Source organism: Ensifer adhaerens (assembly GCF_020035535.1).
GTDB lineage: Bacteria > Pseudomonadota > Alphaproteobacteria > Rhizobiales > Rhizobiaceae > Ensifer.
Genome location: NZ_CP083349.1, coordinates 639,312 through 656,130, shown reverse-complemented (window position 1 = coordinate 656,130; position 16,819 = coordinate 639,312). Strand labels below are relative to the sequence as shown.

Sequence of the window (16,819 nt, the reverse complement as noted above, 5' to 3'; positions counted from 1 at the left end):
CAAAGGGACAGAAACATGAACTTCCGCATGATGACGGTGGCGGGCCTCGCGCTCGTGCTCGCCGGCTGCACCACGACCGGAACGGGGATCTCCAGAAACGCGGTCGAAGCGCGTTGGCTCGGCCAACCGGCCGGCGGCTTCTTCGCCCAATACGGTCCGCCGATCTCCGACGTCGAAAGCGGCAGCTCCACTGTCTATAGCTGGAAGGGCGGCTACAAGACCCGCAAGGTCCCGGCCCAATACGAAACCACCAAGGACGGCAAGCGCGGCAAGCGCATCGCCTCGGCCCGCACGGAATATCTGAGCTGCTCCGTTCAGCTCACCGTCTCGTCCGACTATGTCATCCGCTCGATCCGCATCGCCGGCGACCACAAACGCGCGGAAGGCCCGAGCTGGTGCGAAGAGTTCCTGGGCGCCCCGGCCCAGACCAAGCCGGCAGTGACCGCAGGTTAAACCTCAAGAAACAAAAACCCGCCGGTGAAAATCGGCGGGTTTTTTCTAGGAGATTGTGTCGAACTCAGCTGCTGCTGTTGTCTTCGACGGGTGCTTCGGGACCGTTCTTCTTGATCGAGTCGATGGCGTTCTGCGCGCTGGCCTTGGTCTTGTAGCCCTCGGTCGAGAACATCACTTCGCTGTTGTACTTGAAGCGCACCCGGTATTCACCAGCCTTGTCTTTGTAGATTTCGAATTTGTGAGCCATCTTCTCCCTCATACAAGTAGGAATCAACGCAGTTAGCGTGTCAGTTGCAGAGTGACTTGACAAGAGTGCAAGTAGAAGCCCGGCCCACGGCCGGGATCGGCCGTTTCGGATCGAGTGATTGAAAGCAGGCCTCGACAGGCTCGACGCTTCACCCCTGTTCCGATTGGATGCCGCCTGTTCTCACGTGGCCAACCACCGGCCGGCTCGGCGCTCAGCACGCAGGGTCTCCGTTGACTGCGGAAGGAATGATCTCAGCGGTCACCCTGTGGGATACCAGGAAGCTCGGCATCATCCACAAACAGACGCGACGTGAACCGATCTATATCGGCGCCGCATCACAATCATATCCTTCCACAAAACCCTCCTCGCGAAATATCTAAGTATTACAGAAATAGTTCCACCAATTGCATCCCTTAAAAATGCTGTTAACATAACCATGTTGTTTTAACTTAATTATTATTAGGTGGATCATGTCTAGAAATAACACAAAAGAATTAGAACAAATTCCCGAAGGACTGACATCAGAAGCTGAAGCTCGCCGCAATTTTCTCATGAAGGCTGGGCGTTTCGCCGCGGTAACGCCTCCCACCATAACCCTACTGCTTGGTACAAGCCTCAGTTCCCGCGCGATTGCCAAATCCGGCGGGGGAGGCACGCACGGCCAGGTAGGGGGAGGCAAGAGTAACAATCAGCCCGGCATTCCCGGTGGCTTGAGCATTTCACCTCCCGCTTCCACGCCGATCACCTTCAAATCGCGGATTTGGATGCAAAGAGAAGACCGCTTTTCTCGCGAAAACAGCGATAGCAAGTCATCGCACAGCCGGTGGTAGGGACTCGTAGATGTCTCCGATCTCTGCCGTCTTGTGGCCGCAGAGGCGAACCATTGAGCAAAAAAGACCGAGCGCACCTACATGAAGCGCGAGCCTTCATGTAGGTGATTGAAGTTATCGACTTGAAATAGATGGCTGGGGCGCCAGGATTCGAACCTGGGAATGCCGGTACCAAAAACCGGTGCCTTACCGCTTGGCGACGCCCCAACAGAACTGACGGAAAAGATGTCCGCCAAATCGAGCGCCTGATTACCAAAGCTCGCCGCCCGTCACAATGATTAAGTTGGCACCAAGTTGAAATTTCGGCGGATTTGTTGATGCCTTGTGTAAAAGGCGCTCCGGCTCCTCGAAGGGGGCCAGCGCATGCGCCCTTCCCTTCCCTGACAGCACCTCCTATTGTCCCGGCAAATGGAGAACCTCATGAGCCAGTTTCGCGCCCGTCCCCCTGCCGTTCCGAGCGTGCTCGTCGATGACGCCGTCGTCAGGGTCACCCGCTGGGATTTCGAGCCCGGCGCCGATACCGGGCACCATGTGCATGGTCTCGGCTATGTCGTCGTGCCGATGACGGATTGCCAGTTCCTGCTCGAGGAGGAAGGCGGCAGCCGGCGGGTCGATATCGCCAAGGGTGCTGCCTATCGCCGCGAGGCCGGCGTGGCACACAACGTCGTCAATGCCGGCAGCGAGCCGATGTCGTTCATCGAGATCGAGTACAAGTGAAGGCCAGGAAGAGACGTATGCAGGGGCCAGACTTCGATCTCGAATTCAAGCCGGCCCATGGCGAGGCCGTGACGGTCGCGGACGATGTGCAGCGCATCACCGTCAACAATCCGGGTCCCTTCACCTTCCATGGTACCAACAGCTATATCGTCGGAAAGCGTTCCGTTGTCGTGATTGATCCGGGGCCGGACGACGAGGCGCATTTTCAGGCGCTGATGGGCGCCCTTGCCGGTCGCCAGGTCACTCACATCGCCGTCAGCCATACCCATCGCGACCACTCGCCGCTTGCGCGCCGGCTGAAGGCTGCGACCGGGGCGCTGATCGTTGGCGAAGGGCCACACCGCTCTGCCCGCCCCTTGCATGCGGGCGAGACCAATCCCTTCGCCGAGAGTTCGGACATGGAGTTCGCCCCCGATCTCGTGCTTGCGGACGGCGGGCGCATCGAGGGCGATGGCTGGAGCCTGACGGGGCTGACCACGCCCGGCCATACGGCCAACCACATGGCCTTCGCGCTCGACGGCACCGGCATCCTCTTTTCCGCCGATCACGTCATGGCCTGGGCGACGACGATCGTCGCGCCGCCGGATGGTGCCATGGCGGATTACATGGCCTCGCTCGAAAAGCTGCTCACCCGCGACGACCATCTCTATCTGCCGGGCCACGGCGGGCCGGTAACCGAGCCGTTGTCCTTCCTTCGGGGACTGCGCGCTCACCGCAAGATGCGCGAGCGCGCCGTGGTTGAACGCATCCGCGCCGGCGACAGCCGGATCCCCGATATGGTCAAGGTCATCTATGCCACCACCGACGTCCGGCTGCATGGAGCGGCCGCGCTCTCGGTGCTTGCCCATCTCGAAGACCTGATCGAGCAGGGACGCGTCGAGACCGAGGGGCCGCCCTCTCTGCTCGGCGCCTACCGGCTGACGCCCGGCGGAGCCGGCTGACCATGCGGCGCGGCGCCTACAGCTATCGCAACGATGCCTCGGTGCACGCCTTTGCCGACGACAAGCCCGTGGTGGTCTTCGACGGCGAATGCATCTTCTGTTCCGGCTGGGTGCGTTTCCTGCTTCGCCATGACCGGCGGGCGCAATATCGCTATCTCACGGCACAGTCGCCGATTGGCCAGGCGCTCTATCGGCACTACGGGCTCGACGCCGTCAGCTTCGAAAGCAATATGCTGATCGAGGACGATGTCGCCCGCTTCAAATCCGACGGATCGATCCGGACGCTGGCGCGGCTGGGCCTGCCATGGTCGCTCGTGAACCTCTGCCGTATCCTGCCTGCTATCCTTCGCGACCCACTTTATGATCTCGTAGCGAGAAACCGCTATCGCATCGCCGGACGGCGCCAGACCTGCATGGTGCCGACGCCGGACGAGCGCGGGCGCTTCATCGCATGAAGGCGCAATGCAACCAGCAGAAGAGCCTCTATCGGCAGATCCTCGGGCGTGACTGGGATCGCCTGCCCGGCTCGATCCGCGTCCTGCATGAAAAGTCAGAGGGGCATGCCATCTTTCGCGGGCGCGCAGTCGTCGAGCGGGGCGGATCGGTATGGGCTCGCCTTGTCGCCTCCGTCCTCGGCTTTCCTGGCGCATCTCCAGATGTGCCGGTCGAAATCCACTTCGCATGCCGGAATGGCCGGGAGGTCTGGACCCGGCGCTTCGGCGCGAAGGTCCTGCGCAGCGCGCAGCACAGGATAGAGAGACCGAACGAACAGTGGCTGGCGGAGGAGTTCGGACCGTTTCGCATCTTGTGCGCTTTGGAGCCCACAGAAAACCGGCTGTATCTGTCGGTTCGCGCATGGTCCTTCCTCGGTCTTCCTCTTCCCCTGGTGCTTGCGCCGGGCGGCCGCACATTCGAGGAGGATCGAGATGGTCTGTTTCATTTCCATGTGGAGGTCGAAAGCCCGTTGACCGGCATGATCGTGCGCTATCGCGGCTGGCTGCGACCAGCGGACGAGCCGACGTCGTCGCACACCGCCGCGCCGGAAGCCGAAACCGCCAATGATTTTGATGGTCGCGGTGCGCTCATAGACGACTGACGCCTTCTGGCGTACCGATCAATCGCCGGCGATACCGAGCAGCTCGGCATCGAGCGACCGCAGGAACTGGTCGGCGAAGGCGGCGCCCATGCCGAGGTCATGCGGCCCGTAGCGGGACGCGACGCGCAAATCGACGAAGGTCGTCTCGGCCTCTTCGCGCAGCCGGATCAACACATCGAAACGGAAGCCGGCAATCAGCGTGCGCCACTCGCCCTGGAGAACGACGTCGCTGGCGCGACGTCCCGCGATTGCCCCTTCGAGCGACAGTTCCGGCCGGGCCGCGGGCACGGGCACGTTTTCCGGCTCGGTGGTCGTGTCTGCCCCGGCATTCGGCCGAACGGCCAGATCTTCGAGATCGGCGCGGGCGTTTTCGACGCCAAGCTCTTCGGTGATGCCGACGCGATTCTGTTCGATGACGGTGCGCACACCCTGGTAAACGCGGTCGAGCGCGCCATCGTAGCGTCGGCCGGTGAGCCCCGGATAGGCAAGGATCTGCGCTTCCCGGTCCTCAGGCGTCACGGCATCCTTGCGTTTCAGCCAGCTCTGCTCGGCCTGCGGCACCTTGAGCCAGGGCGGCGGCGTCACCGTATCGGTGCTGACATCGTAGATCGCCGGGCGCGTGAAATACTGCACGGCGCCGAAGCCAATGAAACCGAGCGCCGGCGCCGCATAGACAAGCGCCGCAGCGGACGCGAGGCCACCGATTGCAGCGACCTGCCAGAGCCGCGCAAGCCCGACGACGGCAAGCAATACGCCAAGCAGCGCGAAAATGCCCGACAGACCGACAAGAGCCAGGAAGTGCGGTGTCGTCAGCGGTCCGAAGCGGTGCGCCAGCAGCGAGAGCGCGAACAGCAAGAAGGAAATACGGGCGAAGCGACGCGCCCAGTGGGCGGCATAGGAATATGGGCGCTCGTACCGGACCATCATGTAGTTGAATCAATCCCCTGCCGCGAAACAGACCGCATTCTTAGACCATGCCCCGTGCCGTGGAAACAGGCAATGCGCCAGTCTGCCGCCCGGTCACAGGCCACGCCGGAGGCTTCGCCGCAAAATCGCCATTCTCGTTAACCACCTATCAACACATGGGAATGTGCCCGCGCGCCCAGGAATCGACCGGCTCGCGGAGTTTCAATCGGAGGCAACGGCCGCGCACGGCTTCATGCAAGGGTGCACGGCGATCGACGGAGAACCGACATGGGCGCATCGCAGGCAGCCGTGGTCAATGCCACCCCTACCCCCCTTCCCCCGGGCGACGGCGGCATTCCAATGGGGCTCCTCGAGCTCGAACTCTCCCTCGATGGCTTTTCCGGAAACAAGGAAGATTTCACCGGCTTTGTCCGCACCGTTGCCGACAGCGCCGGCGGCGAGTTTCTTTTTGCCTTGCCTGCCTCGGAACTGATCGAGGATTGCCTGAGCATCGCTGTGCTAAGGCTTGGCGAGCAGGACAGCGAGCCATCAATCCTGTTTGCCTGTCTCGATGAGAAGGGCGCGACCATCCGCATCGAGCACCCGGGCGATGACACGCGGGATCTCGAGCGCTTCGCCGGGTCCTTCGTCGGCGTGCTCGAGCGCATCGATCGCGACAGGCCGGCCGCAGCGTAAGCTGACTTCCATCGACAAGACCTATCCGTCGACACTCCGAGACGGTTCGGCGACTGTTCTTCCGCAGCTTCGCGTCCGTGCGGGCGCGCTGATTGCTTAGCAACGCTCCCGAAAATCAGTTTTCAGGACGACTTCAGATAATCGTCTGGCATCGCCTGCGCGCGACCACGCGCCTGCCACGGAATTGGCGCGGTCCGCTTCGATTTCCGGCGCAACTCCCTATATTAATTGCGATTCGAGAAATGAATCCGCAGACGGCGCGCGCCGGCTCTCTGGAGGCACGAAGACCATGACGACCCGATTGACCATCCTAGTCGCAGCCGCGCTGCTGCTGACGGCGTGCCAGACGATGACGCCTGAGGAACGGCGCGTCGCCGATGGCAACACCTGCGCTTCCTACGGCTTCCGCCGCGGCACCGACGCCTTTGCCACCTGCCTGCAACGCATCGAGCTCGACCGGCGCGCTGAATCGCGCGCCTTCCGCTACCAGAACGACATGATGATGTGGGGCTGGGACCGCCCCGTCGTCATCATGCGCTGACGGTCGTCCAACCGAGGCGGCCGGTGGTGTCACGACTCGGCAACCGGCGTATCAACGCGACCCGGGCGCAAATACCCGGGTCGCCAAGGAAAGCTAAAGACGGAAGGTCTTTGCCGCGTTCCCTCGCTCCAGCTCCTTGCTCGCCATGAACAGGGCTGCCTTTTCCTGCTGCTCGTGCCCGGCGGCAATGAGGTCCAGGATGGCCTGAAGCCTGCGGATTGCAGTTGCCTTGTTGCGGTGCTGCGACCGCTCTTCCCGGCAGACCACCGTGTGGCCCGTGGGTATATGGGTCGCCCGCACCGCGCTGTCGGTTGTGTTCTGGTGTTGGCCACCGGGACCGCCGGCCCTGAGGGTTTCGAAGCGTAAGTCCCCCGGTGCAATCGTCGGAACGACGCCTGAACCGGAAAGGTCCACTTGCCGGACACCAACAAACCAGTTTTGCCGCTGATGCCCCCGTCTGACCGGGCTCTTGAAGACAAACCGGATCGTCCCGCAATGGGCTTTTGCCACCTCTTCGGATCGATTGCCCGCCATCGTGACGATCGCGGATTTTGGACCGAACGCGTCCGGTTGCCCGCCAAGGACCAGGTCAAAGCCGCAACCGTTGGCCTTGGCCTCCTTGCGCAAAATGTCGATCAGCGCGGCAACGGCGACGCGGCATTCCACCGGGCCGTTGCCGGAGGTCAGAAAGAGCGTTACCTCATTCACCGCTCCTGGCGAGCCATTCGACGGTTGCATCCGAGCCGGCAACCAAGCCGTCTCGCAGATGTTCATCTCCGCCGAGCGTCTGACCGAAAAGCTCTGCGCCGAGCGAACGCGAGCCGGAATGTACCAGCAGGTAGAGCTTCTGCCTGTCGGCGACGCCCTCCGCCTCGCTCTCGAACATTTCGTCCACGGCCTGCAGCTCGCAGAAATGATTGCCGCCACCGATCGTGCCGAGAGTATGCGAGCGCATGTCGGGCGAAAGATCGTACTCCGCAAGGCGGGCCGTCATATCGCCGAGATCGATCTGTTCCAACCCGCGCAATTGCTCGGCCGCCTTCTCCACCCCGAACTTGCGCAGCGGCAACGAGAGTTCGAAGAACGACATGCCACAGCCGATGTCGCTGCCGATCAGTTGCGGGTAGAGCCGCTGCGAGAGCGCGACCATGCCGACGGGGCCATACTTGCCCGGATGCAGATCCGGAAAGCCGGCAACAGAGATCATACCGGGGAGACCAGCGATCTCCTCCAGTTGTTGAACTGCCGCGCCTTCGATCCAGCTGCCGGCAGTGAAGTAATGCGTGACGGCCGCCTTGCGCGCACCATCATCGTCTTCTGGGACGACGTCCCCGGAAGAATGATTGCCCATGAAAATAATCCAGAACAGGGTCAAACAGCCGGCACACCACAGCTCCGCGCGTCTTTCAATCGCGCTCAGGTCGCTGCAACACTTTAGATTTTCAGCGTAGCCGGCAGGACGGGCTCTCTCAGCGCATCAACACTGATCAGCCGCGAAGCCCCAAGGGGCGTGTGGAAACGCACTGCGTCATTTTCCGCTCCCGTTCTGAACAAACCGCCATGCATGCATGGCCAACGATCGCCCGCGCCGATACGGCGCGAACGAGATGCTGATGCACCATCCGCTCTCCGCTCGCAACCAGGAATGCAGTGCGTCGAGCTATCATCGCCCACGCGTTGCATCACTGCAACACGCGGGCGCGAGACCTTAGCCCTTGCCGTTTATCGCCGCCTGGGCCGCGGCAAGCCGGGCGATCGGCACACGGAAAGGCGAGCAGGAGACGTAATCGAGGCCGGCGTCCTCGCAGAAGCGGATCGAGGCCGGGTCGCCGCCATGCTCGCCGCATATGCCGAGCTTGAGACCGTTTTTTGTCCGCCTTCCGCGCTCGGCGGCGATCTGGATCAGCTCGCCGACGCCATCGAAATCGAGCGAGACGAAGGGGTCCTGCTCGATGATGCCCTTCTGCTGGTAGGTCGCCAGGAACTGCGAGGCGTCGTCACGCGAGATGCCGAAGGTCGTCTGCGTCAGGTCGTTGGTGCCGAAGGAGAAGAAGTCGGCCGCTTCGGCGATCACGCCGGCGCGCAGAGCCGCGCGCGGCAACTCGATCATCGTGCCGACGAGATAGTCGATGCCGATACCGGCCTCGCCAATCACGTCCTTGGCCACCATGTCGATACGCTCCTTGACGTAATCGAGCTCTGCCCGAAGGCCTACGAGCGGCACCATGATTTCGGGAACGACGGCCGCACCGGTTTCGCGGGCAGCCTCGACGGCGGCTTCGAAGATGGCGCGTGCCTGCATCTCGGCGATCTCGGGATAGGAAATCGCCAGACGGCAGCCACGATGACCGAGCATCGGGTTGAACTCGTGCAATTCGTCGACGCGCTGGCGCAGTTCCGACGGGTCGAGCGAGAGCGCGCCGGCGACATCGGCGATCTCCTCGTCGGTCTTCGGCAGGAACTCGTGCAGCGGCGGGTCGAGCAGGCGGATCGTCACCGGCAGCCCGTGCATAATCGAGAACAATTCGGCGAAATCCGAGCGCTGCATCGGCAGCAGCTTGGCGAGCGCCAGACGGCGGCCGGCCTCGTCGTCGGCAAGAATCATCTCGCGCATGACGTTGATGCGGTCGTCCTCGAAGAACATGTGCTCGGTGCGGCAGAGGCCGATGCCCTCGGCGCCGAAGGAACGCGCGGCACGCGCGTCCGCCGGGGTCTCGGCGTTCGTCCTGACCGTCATGCGGCGGGTTGCATCCGCCCAGGCCATAATCTTGCCGAAGTCACCGGAGAGCTCCGGCTGCAGCATGGCGATCGAGCCCTTCAGCACCTGGCCGGACGACCCGTCGATGGTGATGATGTCGCCCTTTCGCAGCGTCACGCCGCCGGCGGTCAGCAGTTCGTTGCGCAGATCCACGCGGATGCTGCCGGCACCCGAAACGCAAGGGGTGCCCATGCCGCGGGCAACGACAGCCGCGTGGCTGGTCATGCCGCCGCGGGTCGTCAGGATACCTTCGGCCGCATGCATGCCGTGGATGTCTTCCGGGCTGGTCTCGACGCGCACCAGGATGACCTTGCGGCCTTCCTTGTCGGCTTGCACCGCCTCTTCGGAGGTGAAGACGATTTCGCCGGTGGCCGCACCCGGCGAAGCCGGCAGGCCGGAGCCAATGATGTCGCGGCGCGCATGCGGATCGATCGTCGGGTGTAGCAACTGATCGAGCGAGGCGGGATCGATACGGGCGACGGCCTCCTGCTCGGAGATCAGCCCCTCTTCCGCCATGTCGACGGCGATCTTCAGTGCCGCCTTGGCGGTGCGCTTGCCCGAGCGGGTCTGTAGCATCCAGAGCGTGCCGCGCTCGATGGTGAATTCCAGATCCTGCATATCGCGATAGTGCCGCTCCAGCGTATCGCAGATCGAGCGGAACTCGGCGAAAGCCTCGGGCATCAGCTTTTCAAGCGACGGCTTGTCGGAGCCGGAGGCGATGCGTGCCACTTCAGTGATGTTCTGCGGCGTGCGGATGCCGGCAACGACGTCTTCGCCCTGGGCGTTGACCAGGAACTCGCCGTAAAGCTCGTTCTCGCCGGTCGAGGGATTGCGGGTGAAGGCGACGCCGGTCGCCGACGAATTGCCGAGATTGCCGAAGACCATCGCCTGAACGTTGACCGCCGTGCCCCAGGCAGCAGGGATAGCATGCAGGTGGCGGTAGGTAATCGCGCGGGGATTCATCCAGCTCGAGAACACAGCGCCGATCGCCCCCCAAAGCTGCACTTCCGGATCCTGCGGGAAGGGTTCGCCGAGCGCCTCCTCGATCGCTTCCTTATAACGGGTGATGACATGCTGCCACTCGACCGCGGAAAGCTCCGTGTCCTGCTCGTGGCCAAGCCGCGCCTTTTCGTCTTCCAGAATTTCCTCGAAGACATCGTGGTCAACGCCCATGACCACATCGCCGTACATCTGGATGAAGCGGCGGTAGCTGTCCCAGGCAAAGCGCGCGTCGCCGGCATCATGGCCGAGCGCATGCACCGACTGGTCGTTGAGGCCGAGGTTCAGAACCGTATCCATCATGCCCGGCATCGAGGCGCGGGCGCCGGATCGAACCGAGAGCAGCAAGGGATGGGTCATATCGCCGAAGACGCGCCCGGTCACCTCTTCCATCCGGCTGATCCCCTCGCGCACCTGGTCGCGCAGGCCGTCCGGCATCTGCCTGTCATTGTCGAAGAAGCTATTACAGGCATCGGTGACGATCGTCAGGCCGGGCGGCACCGGCAAGCCGAGGTTGCACATTTCGGCAAGATTGGCGCCCTTGCCTCCCAACCGCTCACGGTCACCTGCACGTCCCTCGGCCTTGCCCCCACCGAAGGTGTAAACCCATTTCGTCATGCCCTGCTCTCCACCCAGAAACAGTGTTTTATGACGATTTACAGTATATGTATCGGGCTGAAAATGCACCCGGCGAAGATTTATGCTGCACCGCATCATTTTCTGTAACATTGCAACATATTGGCACGTTTGGGAGCCTGAGCCCGGACAATATGGGCTTCGCGGGCCTTTATCGCACCAGAAAGGCCCGCCTGAAGCCCGCGGCCAACATTGCCCGTTCAATTATAAAATTCTAATATAAATGCACGCGATGGGGCGCATCCAAGAATATCCCGTCATGGCATCCGTTTCAGTCCCGAGGGCTTGGAGGGTAGGTCATGCAATGGCTTGCGAAACTGAGATCCTGGATCCTCTCGGTTCTTATGCTCCTGCTCGTGGTCGGGCATGGCTTCGCCGAGGAGAATGGCAAACGACTTGCGCTCGTCGTCGGCATGACGAACTACGTCGCGGCGGGAACGCTTCCCAATGCCGCTCGCGACGCTGAAGCATTCGGAATCTTCCTCAAGGGACAAGGATTTGAAACCGATCTTGTGCTCGACGCAGATCGCAGGGGACTTGCTGGCGCGCTTTCAAACTTTTCCCGCAAGATCGGGCCCGATGATGTCGCCCTGTTCTACTATGCCGGACACGGCATGCAGCTGCACGGAGAAAACTTTCTCATCGGCACGGACGCGAAGCTCGAGAGTGAGTTCGACGTTCCCGCCGAAACCATAGCCCTGTCGGAGATCATCAACGCGCTGGAGAAGCGCGCCCGGATATCGATGGTCTTCCTGGATGCCTGCCGCAACAACCCTCTCGCCAATCGGCTGAACACCGAAGTCGAAGGTGCCACCCGCGGTGGCGCAACCAGAGGCCTGGCACCGATCGAGACCCAAGGCGCCGGCACGCTCGTCGCCTTTGCGGCCGCACCCGGCCAAGTGGCAGCCGACGGAACCGACGGACATTCGCCGTTTACCCGCGCGCTGATCGCCAATCTTTCCGGCGCTGGCCTTGAGGTCGGCACCGCTTTCAAGCGGGTCGTTCGCGACGTGCGCAAGGAAACGCAGGGCAAGCAGCAGCCGCAGATCCTGTCGTCGCTGTCGCTGGAGTTCTATTTCGGTTCGGAAACGGCAGCGCCACAGACCCCGGGGTTGCAGGCGGCGATGCCGCAGGCCGTGGCGGTCCAACCGGCACTGGCGGTACCGGCTATCGACCCCGAAGCGCTCGAAGCTGAAAAGGACTTCAAGAAGGCTCTGAAGATCGGAACGGCGCGCATCTGGCACTTCTTCGTCGAAAAGCACCGCACCGGCGAGTATGCCGATCTTGGGCGGCAGGCGCTGGCCCAGATCGAGCCGGCTGCCGTGCGCAACGAGGCACATCTGCCGCAATCCGTCGAAGCGCAGCTCTTGCCGGACAAAGAGAAGCGGCGAAATGTCCAGCTGGCGCTTGCCTCGCGGGGATTTGAAGCGGGCGCTGCCGATGGCGTCTTCGGTGGACAGACCAGGGACGCGATCAAGCGCTTCCAAAGCACCAACCAGCAGCCGGCGAGCGGCTTCATTACCGAGAACACAGCAGCAGCCCTCGGCATAAAGGTCAACGCGCGTGCTGAAGGCGTCTACAGCGCGACGAAAGCGCGACGCTACGACGTTGCCAACCTCGAAGGGCTGGAGACCGACCAAACCGTCCTGCGGGCGCTGACCTGTCTGCGCCACTTCGATACCGTCTATGGCGTGTTCGGCGGGCACCTCTATGTCGCCGTTCGCACGGGTACGATTTTGGCCGTCTATGCGCGCGGGATCGCCGGCGGTTGTGGCGCCCACCTCGCCGCGATTTCCTCTCCGGAGGAGAATGCGTTCGTCGCATCGCTTTTCAACGCCGATCCGAGTTTCTTTGAAACCGGGTACGATCCCTCCGGGAATGTCAGCTACAAGATGGGCCCCTGGATTGGCCTGACCCAGGATCCGCAGGGCAAAGAGCCGAAAGGCGGCTGGCACTGGGACAACGGCGCACCCATGACCTACACGAAATGGTTCCAGGACATGCCGAACGAAAACAAGAAGGGCGACGACATCGGTATGTATTACGCCCATCGCAACGGCAAGGCCGATACCAAATCCCTCTATGTCGACACCTGGGACGACATGGGATCAACCGACGGAACGGGCGGTCTCATTCTCGAATTCGAGTGACGGGGCCACACCGCCTCGCGCAGCATTTGAGAATGTCCCCTCATGGCATTCCGCTTCAGTCTCAGAGGCGCGGAGTAACTGGCTTGGATTGTCCAACCCGAGCGGCGGCGCCGATGGCTGGCGCTGGGCGACCGGCACGCTCATGACCCACAGCAAATGGTTCGGCCACGCGCCGAAGAAGGCCGATGCCGCGATCCTCTCGCCACCTATCGCGCCAACAAGGTGCCGCTGAGGGCCCATGCCGATCGCTGCGGCCGACGCGAAGGCATGCTGCGTGCAACAGGTTTTCATCGCAGCGTTCGAATAGCACTCCGACACTGACCGCGGTCGGGTCGGCGAACGATCAGACCACTTCTCTCAGCCGCTCCGCCGTCTGCAGGTCGACGGACACCAGCTGTGATACCCCCTGTTCAGCCATGGTCACACCGAACAGTCGGTTCATGCGAGCCATGGTGATCGGGTTGTGGGTGATGATGATGAAGCGGGTTTCGGTCGAAGCCGCCATCTCGTCCATCAGGTTGCAGTAGCGCTCGACATTGTGGTCGTCGAGCGGCGCGTCCACTTCGTCGAGCACGCAGATCGGGGCCGGATTGGTGAGGAACACCGCGAAGATCAGTGCCATCGCCGTCAGCGCCTGCTCGCCGCCGGAAAGCAGCGTCATCGTCTGCGGCTTCTTGCCGGGCGGGCGGGCGAGAATTTCGAGACCCGCTTCCAGCGGATCGTCGCTCTCGATCAGTTGCAGTTCGGCCGTGCCGCCGCCAAAGAGGTGGGTGAACAGCCGCTGGAATTGCACGTTGACGACGTCGAAGGCAGCGATCAGGCGCTCGCGGCCCTCGCGGTTCAGGTTCTGGATGGCACTTCTGAGCTTGCGGATCGCCTCGATGACGTCGTCGCGCTCGCGGAGAATGAGAGCGAGCTTATCGGAAAGCTCCTTCTGCTCCTCTTCTGCACGCAGGTTGACGGCGCCGAGGCGTTCGCGCTCGATCTTCAGCCGTTCGAGCTCCCGCTCGATATTGCGCATGTCCGGCAGCGCCTCGTCGACGGCAAGCCCGGTCAGCCGCATCACCTCGTGCGGCGCACAGGAGAGCGCTTCGTGAATGCGCGCTTCGATCTCGACGCGGCGTTCGCGGGCAGAGACCAGCCGCTCTTCGGCGCGGCCGCGCTTCTCGCGCGATTCGGCAAGCTCAGAGAGCGCGGTTGCCGCCAGACGGTCCGCCTCGCGCTGGTGATCTTCCGCCTCGGCGAGAAGGTCGGCCGCCTCGCGCCGGGCTGCTTCCGCCTTCTGCAACTCGTTCATCAATGCGCGACGCTTGTCCTCGAACTCATCAGGCGCATCGATCAGTTCTTCCACTTCGTCGCGGGCTTCCGCCTCACGATCTCGCAGCGTCGCGATGTGTTCTTCGGCGCTGTTCGCACGTGCCTTCCAGGTCTGCCTTTCCGCGCCAATCGCGGTGATGCGCCGTTGGCGGACCTCGTTCTCGCGCGCCAGACCGTCATGAGCGGCGCGCGCTTCGGCAACGGCGGCACGATCGGCAGCGACATCGGCCGTCTGCGTGCGCAACTTCATCTCCAGTTCCGAGAGATCGGGCGCATCCGCCAGCGCACCATTGGCCGTTTCGATCTGCTCGGCCACGTCCTCGACCTGCGCCTCGATCTGGCTGCGGGTTTCCGCAAGTACCGCGCGCCTGCGGGCAAGATCACCGGAGGCACGCTCGGCAGCCGCAAGCGCGTCGCGGGCTTCGCCGAGTTGCCGCGAGATCATGCGCTGCGCGTCGCGCGATAGCCGCAGCCGCTCGTCCTCGGCGCGGATGCGCGTGCCGGCAACAGCGAGTTCAGCCTCAGCGCGTCGCAGCGCCTCTGCGGCACCATCAGCCTCGGCGTCGAGTTCCGCCAACCGGTTTTTCTGCGCCAGACGTAAGGCCGCAGCACTCGGCGCCTCGGAGCCGGTCACGTGGCCGTCCCAGCGCCAGACGGAACCTTGCTTGGTAACGAGGCTCTGGCCGGGCTTTAGCAGCGGCAGCAGCCGTTCCGCGTCCGCCTCGCTTGCGACGATGCCGATCTGCTTCAGCGCGCGGGTCAGCGCATCCGGCGCCTTCACATGAGCGATCAGCGGGCTCACGCCTTCCGGCAGGTCGGCGTCGCCGACGTGGTCTCCCGGCGCACGCCAATGGGCAGGCGCCGCCGGTTCGAGCGGCGAGTCGAGATCGTCGCCAAGTGCTGCGCCGAGTGCCGTCTCGAAGCCGCGGTCGACCTTCATGTCCTCTACGACGGCGGGATAGGCGCCGCCGGCCACCGCTTCCAGCATACGCCGGATCGTGCGCGCCTCGGTCTCGATGCCGTTGAGGGTGGCGCGTGCCCGGTCGACGGGTGGACGCGCCTCGACCTCCGCGCGCCGCGCCTCGGCCAGTGCCTCCTCGATCGCCAGCACGTTGGCTTCGGCTTCTTCCAGCGCAGCCTCGGCGACCTCGACCTGGCCCTGCTTTTCATGCGGGTCGGGAAGTGCTGACATCTGCCGGTCGAGCTCATCGAGATCGCGCGACTGATCGGCCAGTTGCCGGGCGAGGCGCGCCTGTCGCTCGGAAAGGTCGCGCAGCGTCCGCTCCAGCTGGTTGCGCCCGGCCTGCGCCTCGGCGCGTTCGGCGGTCAATCGAGCCAGAAGCGCTTCGTTGCCGGCAAGCTTTTCGTTCGCCTCCTCCAGCCGCTCGCGTGCTTCCGTCGCACGGTCGTCTGCCTCGGCCAGCATGTCGCTGAGTTCAGCTTCTTCTTCGTCGAGCCGCGACAGGATGCCGGCATTGTCGACGACGAGGCGCTGTTCGCGCGCGATATCTTCGGCAAGCTGTGCCAGACGGCGTTGCAATTCATCGCGCCGCCTGAGGATACGGCCGGCGTCCTCTTCGAGCTGCGAACGGGCAATCTGCAGGCGCTGAAGTGCCGCAGCGAACCGCGCTTCATTCTCGCGCAATTCCGGCAGCTTCAGGCTGGCAATCGCCTGATCCTTCGCCGCCTGCATCTGCACCTGCGCCTTTTCGGCGACAAGCACTGTGATCTGGTTGAGCTGACTGGTCGCCTCGGCTTCCGCCTCCTTGGCCTGCACCCAGCGGATATGGAAGAGGATCGCCTCGTGCTTGCGGATATCGGCCGAAAGCATCTTGAAGCGGTTGGCCTGACGCGACTGGCGCTTAAGGCTCTCGATCTGGCTTTCGAGCTGCGAGGTTACGTCGTCGAGCCGCTCGAGATTGGTCTCGGCTGCCCTGAGGCGCAATTCGGCTTCATGCCGACGCGAATGCAGGCCGGAGATGCCGGCCGCCTCTTCCAAGAGTTGGCGGCGGGCCTGTGGCTTAGCAGCAATCAGTTCGCCGATGCGCCCCTGCCCGACCATCGACGGCGAACGCGCGCCGGTCGAGGCATCGGCAAAGAGTAGCTGCACATCCTTGGCGCGCGCCTCCTTGCCGTTGATGCGATAGACGGAGCCCTGCTCGCGCTCGATGCGGCGCGTCACCTGGATTTCGTCGCTATCGTTGAAGGCGGCCGGTGCGGTGCGATCGCTGTTGTCGAGATAGAGGCCGACTTCGGCCGTGTTGCGCGCCGGACGGTTGCCGGATCCGGAAAAGATCACGTCGTCCATGCCGGAAGCGCGCATGTTCTTGTAGGAGTTCTCCCCCATCACCCAGCGCAGCGCTTCGACGAGGTTCGACTTGCCGCAGCCGTTCGGCCCGACGACGCCGGTCAGGCCGCGCTCGATGATGAACTCGGTCGGTTCGACGAAGGATTTGAAGCCCAGCAGGCGAAGCTTGTTAAACTTCATGCGGCGGACACTGGGGTGAGATTCCCCCCTCTACCGCACGGCAG

General features: G+C 63.2%; 16 protein-coding genes and 1 tRNA gene. 10 read left to right on the top strand and 7 right to left on the bottom strand.

Annotated features, from left to right (window positions below; all coding sequences use genetic code 11):
• The first annotated feature begins 15 nt into the window (after nt 1–15).
• Nucleotides 16–453, top strand: a complete 438-nt coding sequence (locus tag LAC81_RS03130) for a hypothetical protein (protein WP_223726679.1) — start codon at nt 16–18, stop codon at nt 451–453.
• Nucleotides 454–517: 64 nt separating this feature from the next.
• On the opposite strand, the gene LAC81_RS03125 is transcribed toward LAC81_RS03130, so the two are convergent.
• A complete protein-coding gene (locus tag LAC81_RS03125; protein ID WP_113537944.1) occupies nt 518–700 on the bottom strand; it encodes a YegP family protein in 183 nt (60 codons plus the stop codon).
• Nucleotides 701–1,170: 470 nt separating this feature from the next.
• On the opposite strand from LAC81_RS03125, the gene LAC81_RS03120 reads away from it, so the two are divergent.
• Complete coding sequence (locus LAC81_RS03120) at nt 1,171–1,530, top strand: hypothetical protein (RefSeq protein ID WP_223726678.1); 360 nt, start codon at nt 1,171–1,173, stop codon at nt 1,528–1,530.
• Nucleotides 1,531–1,662: 132 nt separating this feature from the next.
• Here LAC81_RS03120 and LAC81_RS03115 read toward each other — a convergent pair.
• Nucleotides 1,663–1,737, bottom strand: a tRNA-Gln gene (locus tag LAC81_RS03115).
• Nucleotides 1,738–1,950: 213 nt separating this feature from the next.
• Between LAC81_RS03115 and LAC81_RS03110 the strand changes: the two genes are divergently transcribed.
• From LAC81_RS03110 to LAC81_RS03095, 4 genes are read left to right on the top strand one after another with little or no spacing between them, the layout of a single operon-like run.
• On the top strand, nt 1,951–2,247 hold the full coding sequence (locus LAC81_RS03110; protein WP_113537945.1) for a cupin domain-containing protein: 297 nt from the start codon (nt 1,951–1,953) through the stop codon (nt 2,245–2,247).
• 17 nt (nt 2,248–2,264) lie between these two features.
• Complete coding sequence (locus tag LAC81_RS03105) at nt 2,265–3,188, top strand: MBL fold metallo-hydrolase (protein WP_223726677.1); 924 nt, start codon at nt 2,265–2,267, stop codon at nt 3,186–3,188.
• A gap of 2 nt (nt 3,189–3,190) precedes the next feature.
• Entirely contained in the window at nt 3,191–3,643 is a 453-nt protein-coding gene (locus LAC81_RS03100) for a thiol-disulfide oxidoreductase DCC family protein (RefSeq protein ID WP_223726676.1), read from the top strand.
• Nucleotides 3,640–4,284, top strand: coding sequence for a DUF4166 domain-containing protein (locus LAC81_RS03095; protein ID WP_223726675.1), 645 nt, complete (start codon nt 3,640–3,642; stop codon nt 4,282–4,284). The genes LAC81_RS03100 and LAC81_RS03095 overlap by 4 nt, the downstream gene beginning before the upstream one ends.
• An 18-nt stretch (nt 4,285–4,302) precedes the next feature.
• Here the strand turns inward: LAC81_RS03095 and LAC81_RS03090 are convergent, their stop codons facing one another.
• Nucleotides 4,303–5,211: a DUF1499 domain-containing protein gene (locus LAC81_RS03090; protein ID WP_223726674.1), complete on the bottom strand. Its 909-nt coding sequence runs from the start codon at nt 5,209–5,211 to the stop codon at nt 4,303–4,305.
• A gap of 267 nt (nt 5,212–5,478) precedes the next feature.
• Here LAC81_RS03090 and LAC81_RS03085 point away from each other — a divergent pair, with 267 nt between their 5' ends.
• Nucleotides 5,479–5,886, top strand: a complete 408-nt coding sequence (locus LAC81_RS03085) for a hypothetical protein (protein WP_223726673.1) — start codon at nt 5,479–5,481, stop codon at nt 5,884–5,886.
• Nucleotides 5,887–6,175: 289 nt separating this feature from the next.
• Nucleotides 6,176–6,427 carry a hypothetical protein gene (locus tag LAC81_RS03080; protein WP_113537951.1) on the top strand — a complete coding sequence of 84 codons (252 nt, stop codon included), beginning with the start codon at nt 6,176–6,178 and terminating at the stop codon, nt 6,425–6,427.
• 93 nt (nt 6,428–6,520) lie between these two features.
• Here the strand turns inward: LAC81_RS03080 and prfH are convergent, their stop codons facing one another.
• The 3 genes from prfH to ppdK all read right to left on the bottom strand — a co-directional run bounded on the left by prfH (nt 6,521) and on the right by ppdK (nt 10,802).
• Complete coding sequence (gene prfH / locus LAC81_RS03075) at nt 6,521–7,135, bottom strand: peptide chain release factor H (RefSeq protein WP_223726672.1); 615 nt, start codon at nt 7,133–7,135, stop codon at nt 6,521–6,523.
• Nucleotides 7,128–7,778, bottom strand: coding sequence for an RtcB family protein (locus LAC81_RS03070; protein WP_223726671.1), 651 nt, complete (start codon nt 7,776–7,778; stop codon nt 7,128–7,130). The genes prfH and LAC81_RS03070 overlap by 8 nt, the downstream gene beginning before the upstream one ends.
• A 357-nt stretch (nt 7,779–8,135) precedes the next feature.
• The gene (ppdK, locus tag LAC81_RS03065) at nt 8,136–10,802 is read right to left on the bottom strand and encodes a pyruvate, phosphate dikinase (protein WP_223726670.1); all 2,667 of its coding nucleotides are present in this window, start codon (nt 10,800–10,802) and stop codon (nt 8,136–8,138) included.
• 317 nt (nt 10,803–11,119) lie between these two features.
• Between ppdK and LAC81_RS03060 the strand changes: the two genes are divergently transcribed.
• Complete coding sequence (locus tag LAC81_RS03060) at nt 11,120–12,970, top strand: caspase family protein (RefSeq protein WP_223726669.1); 1,851 nt, start codon at nt 11,120–11,122, stop codon at nt 12,968–12,970.
• An 88-nt stretch (nt 12,971–13,058) separates the two neighbouring features.
• Nucleotides 13,059–13,202 carry a hypothetical protein gene (locus LAC81_RS03055; protein ID WP_223726668.1) on the top strand — a complete coding sequence of 48 codons (144 nt, stop codon included), beginning with the start codon at nt 13,059–13,061 and terminating at the stop codon, nt 13,200–13,202.
• A 111-nt stretch (nt 13,203–13,313) separates the two neighbouring features.
• Here the strand turns inward: LAC81_RS03055 and LAC81_RS03050 are convergent, their stop codons facing one another.
• The gene (locus LAC81_RS03050; protein ID WP_223726667.1) at nt 13,314–16,775 is read right to left on the bottom strand and encodes a chromosome segregation SMC family protein; all 3,462 of its coding nucleotides are present in this window, start codon (nt 16,773–16,775) and stop codon (nt 13,314–13,316) included.
• Nucleotides 16,776–16,819 lie beyond the last annotated feature (44 nt).

Coding starts and splice junctions, on each gene's coding strand:
- LAC81_RS03130 (WP_223726679.1), top strand. CDS start 16: ATGAACTTCCGCATGATGACGGTGGCGGGCCTCGCGCTCGTGCTCGCC.
- LAC81_RS03125 (WP_113537944.1), bottom strand. CDS start 700: ATGGCTCACAAATTCGAAATCTACAAAGACAAGGCTGGTGAATACCGG.
- LAC81_RS03120 (WP_223726678.1), top strand. CDS start 1,171: ATGTCTAGAAATAACACAAAAGAATTAGAACAAATTCCCGAAGGACTG.
- LAC81_RS03110 (WP_113537945.1), top strand. CDS start 1,951: ATGAGCCAGTTTCGCGCCCGTCCCCCTGCCGTTCCGAGCGTGCTCGTC.
- LAC81_RS03105 (WP_223726677.1), top strand. CDS start 2,265: ATGCAGGGGCCAGACTTCGATCTCGAATTCAAGCCGGCCCATGGCGAG.
- LAC81_RS03100 (WP_223726676.1), top strand. CDS start 3,191: ATGCGGCGCGGCGCCTACAGCTATCGCAACGATGCCTCGGTGCACGCC.
- LAC81_RS03095 (WP_223726675.1), top strand. CDS start 3,640: ATGAAGGCGCAATGCAACCAGCAGAAGAGCCTCTATCGGCAGATCCTC.
- LAC81_RS03090 (WP_223726674.1), bottom strand. CDS start 5,211: ATGATGGTCCGGTACGAGCGCCCATATTCCTATGCCGCCCACTGGGCG.
- LAC81_RS03085 (WP_223726673.1), top strand. CDS start 5,479: ATGGGCGCATCGCAGGCAGCCGTGGTCAATGCCACCCCTACCCCCCTT.
- LAC81_RS03080 (WP_113537951.1), top strand. CDS start 6,176: ATGACGACCCGATTGACCATCCTAGTCGCAGCCGCGCTGCTGCTGACG.
- LAC81_RS03070 (WP_223726671.1), bottom strand. CDS start 7,778: ATGGGCAATCATTCTTCCGGGGACGTCGTCCCAGAAGACGATGATGGT.
- ppdK (WP_223726670.1), bottom strand. CDS start 10,802: ATGACGAAATGGGTTTACACCTTCGGTGGGGGCAAGGCCGAGGGACGT.
- LAC81_RS03060 (WP_223726669.1), top strand. CDS start 11,120: ATGCAATGGCTTGCGAAACTGAGATCCTGGATCCTCTCGGTTCTTATG.
- LAC81_RS03050 (WP_223726667.1), bottom strand. CDS start 16,775: ATGAAGTTTAACAAGCTTCGCCTGCTGGGCTTCAAATCCTTCGTCGAA.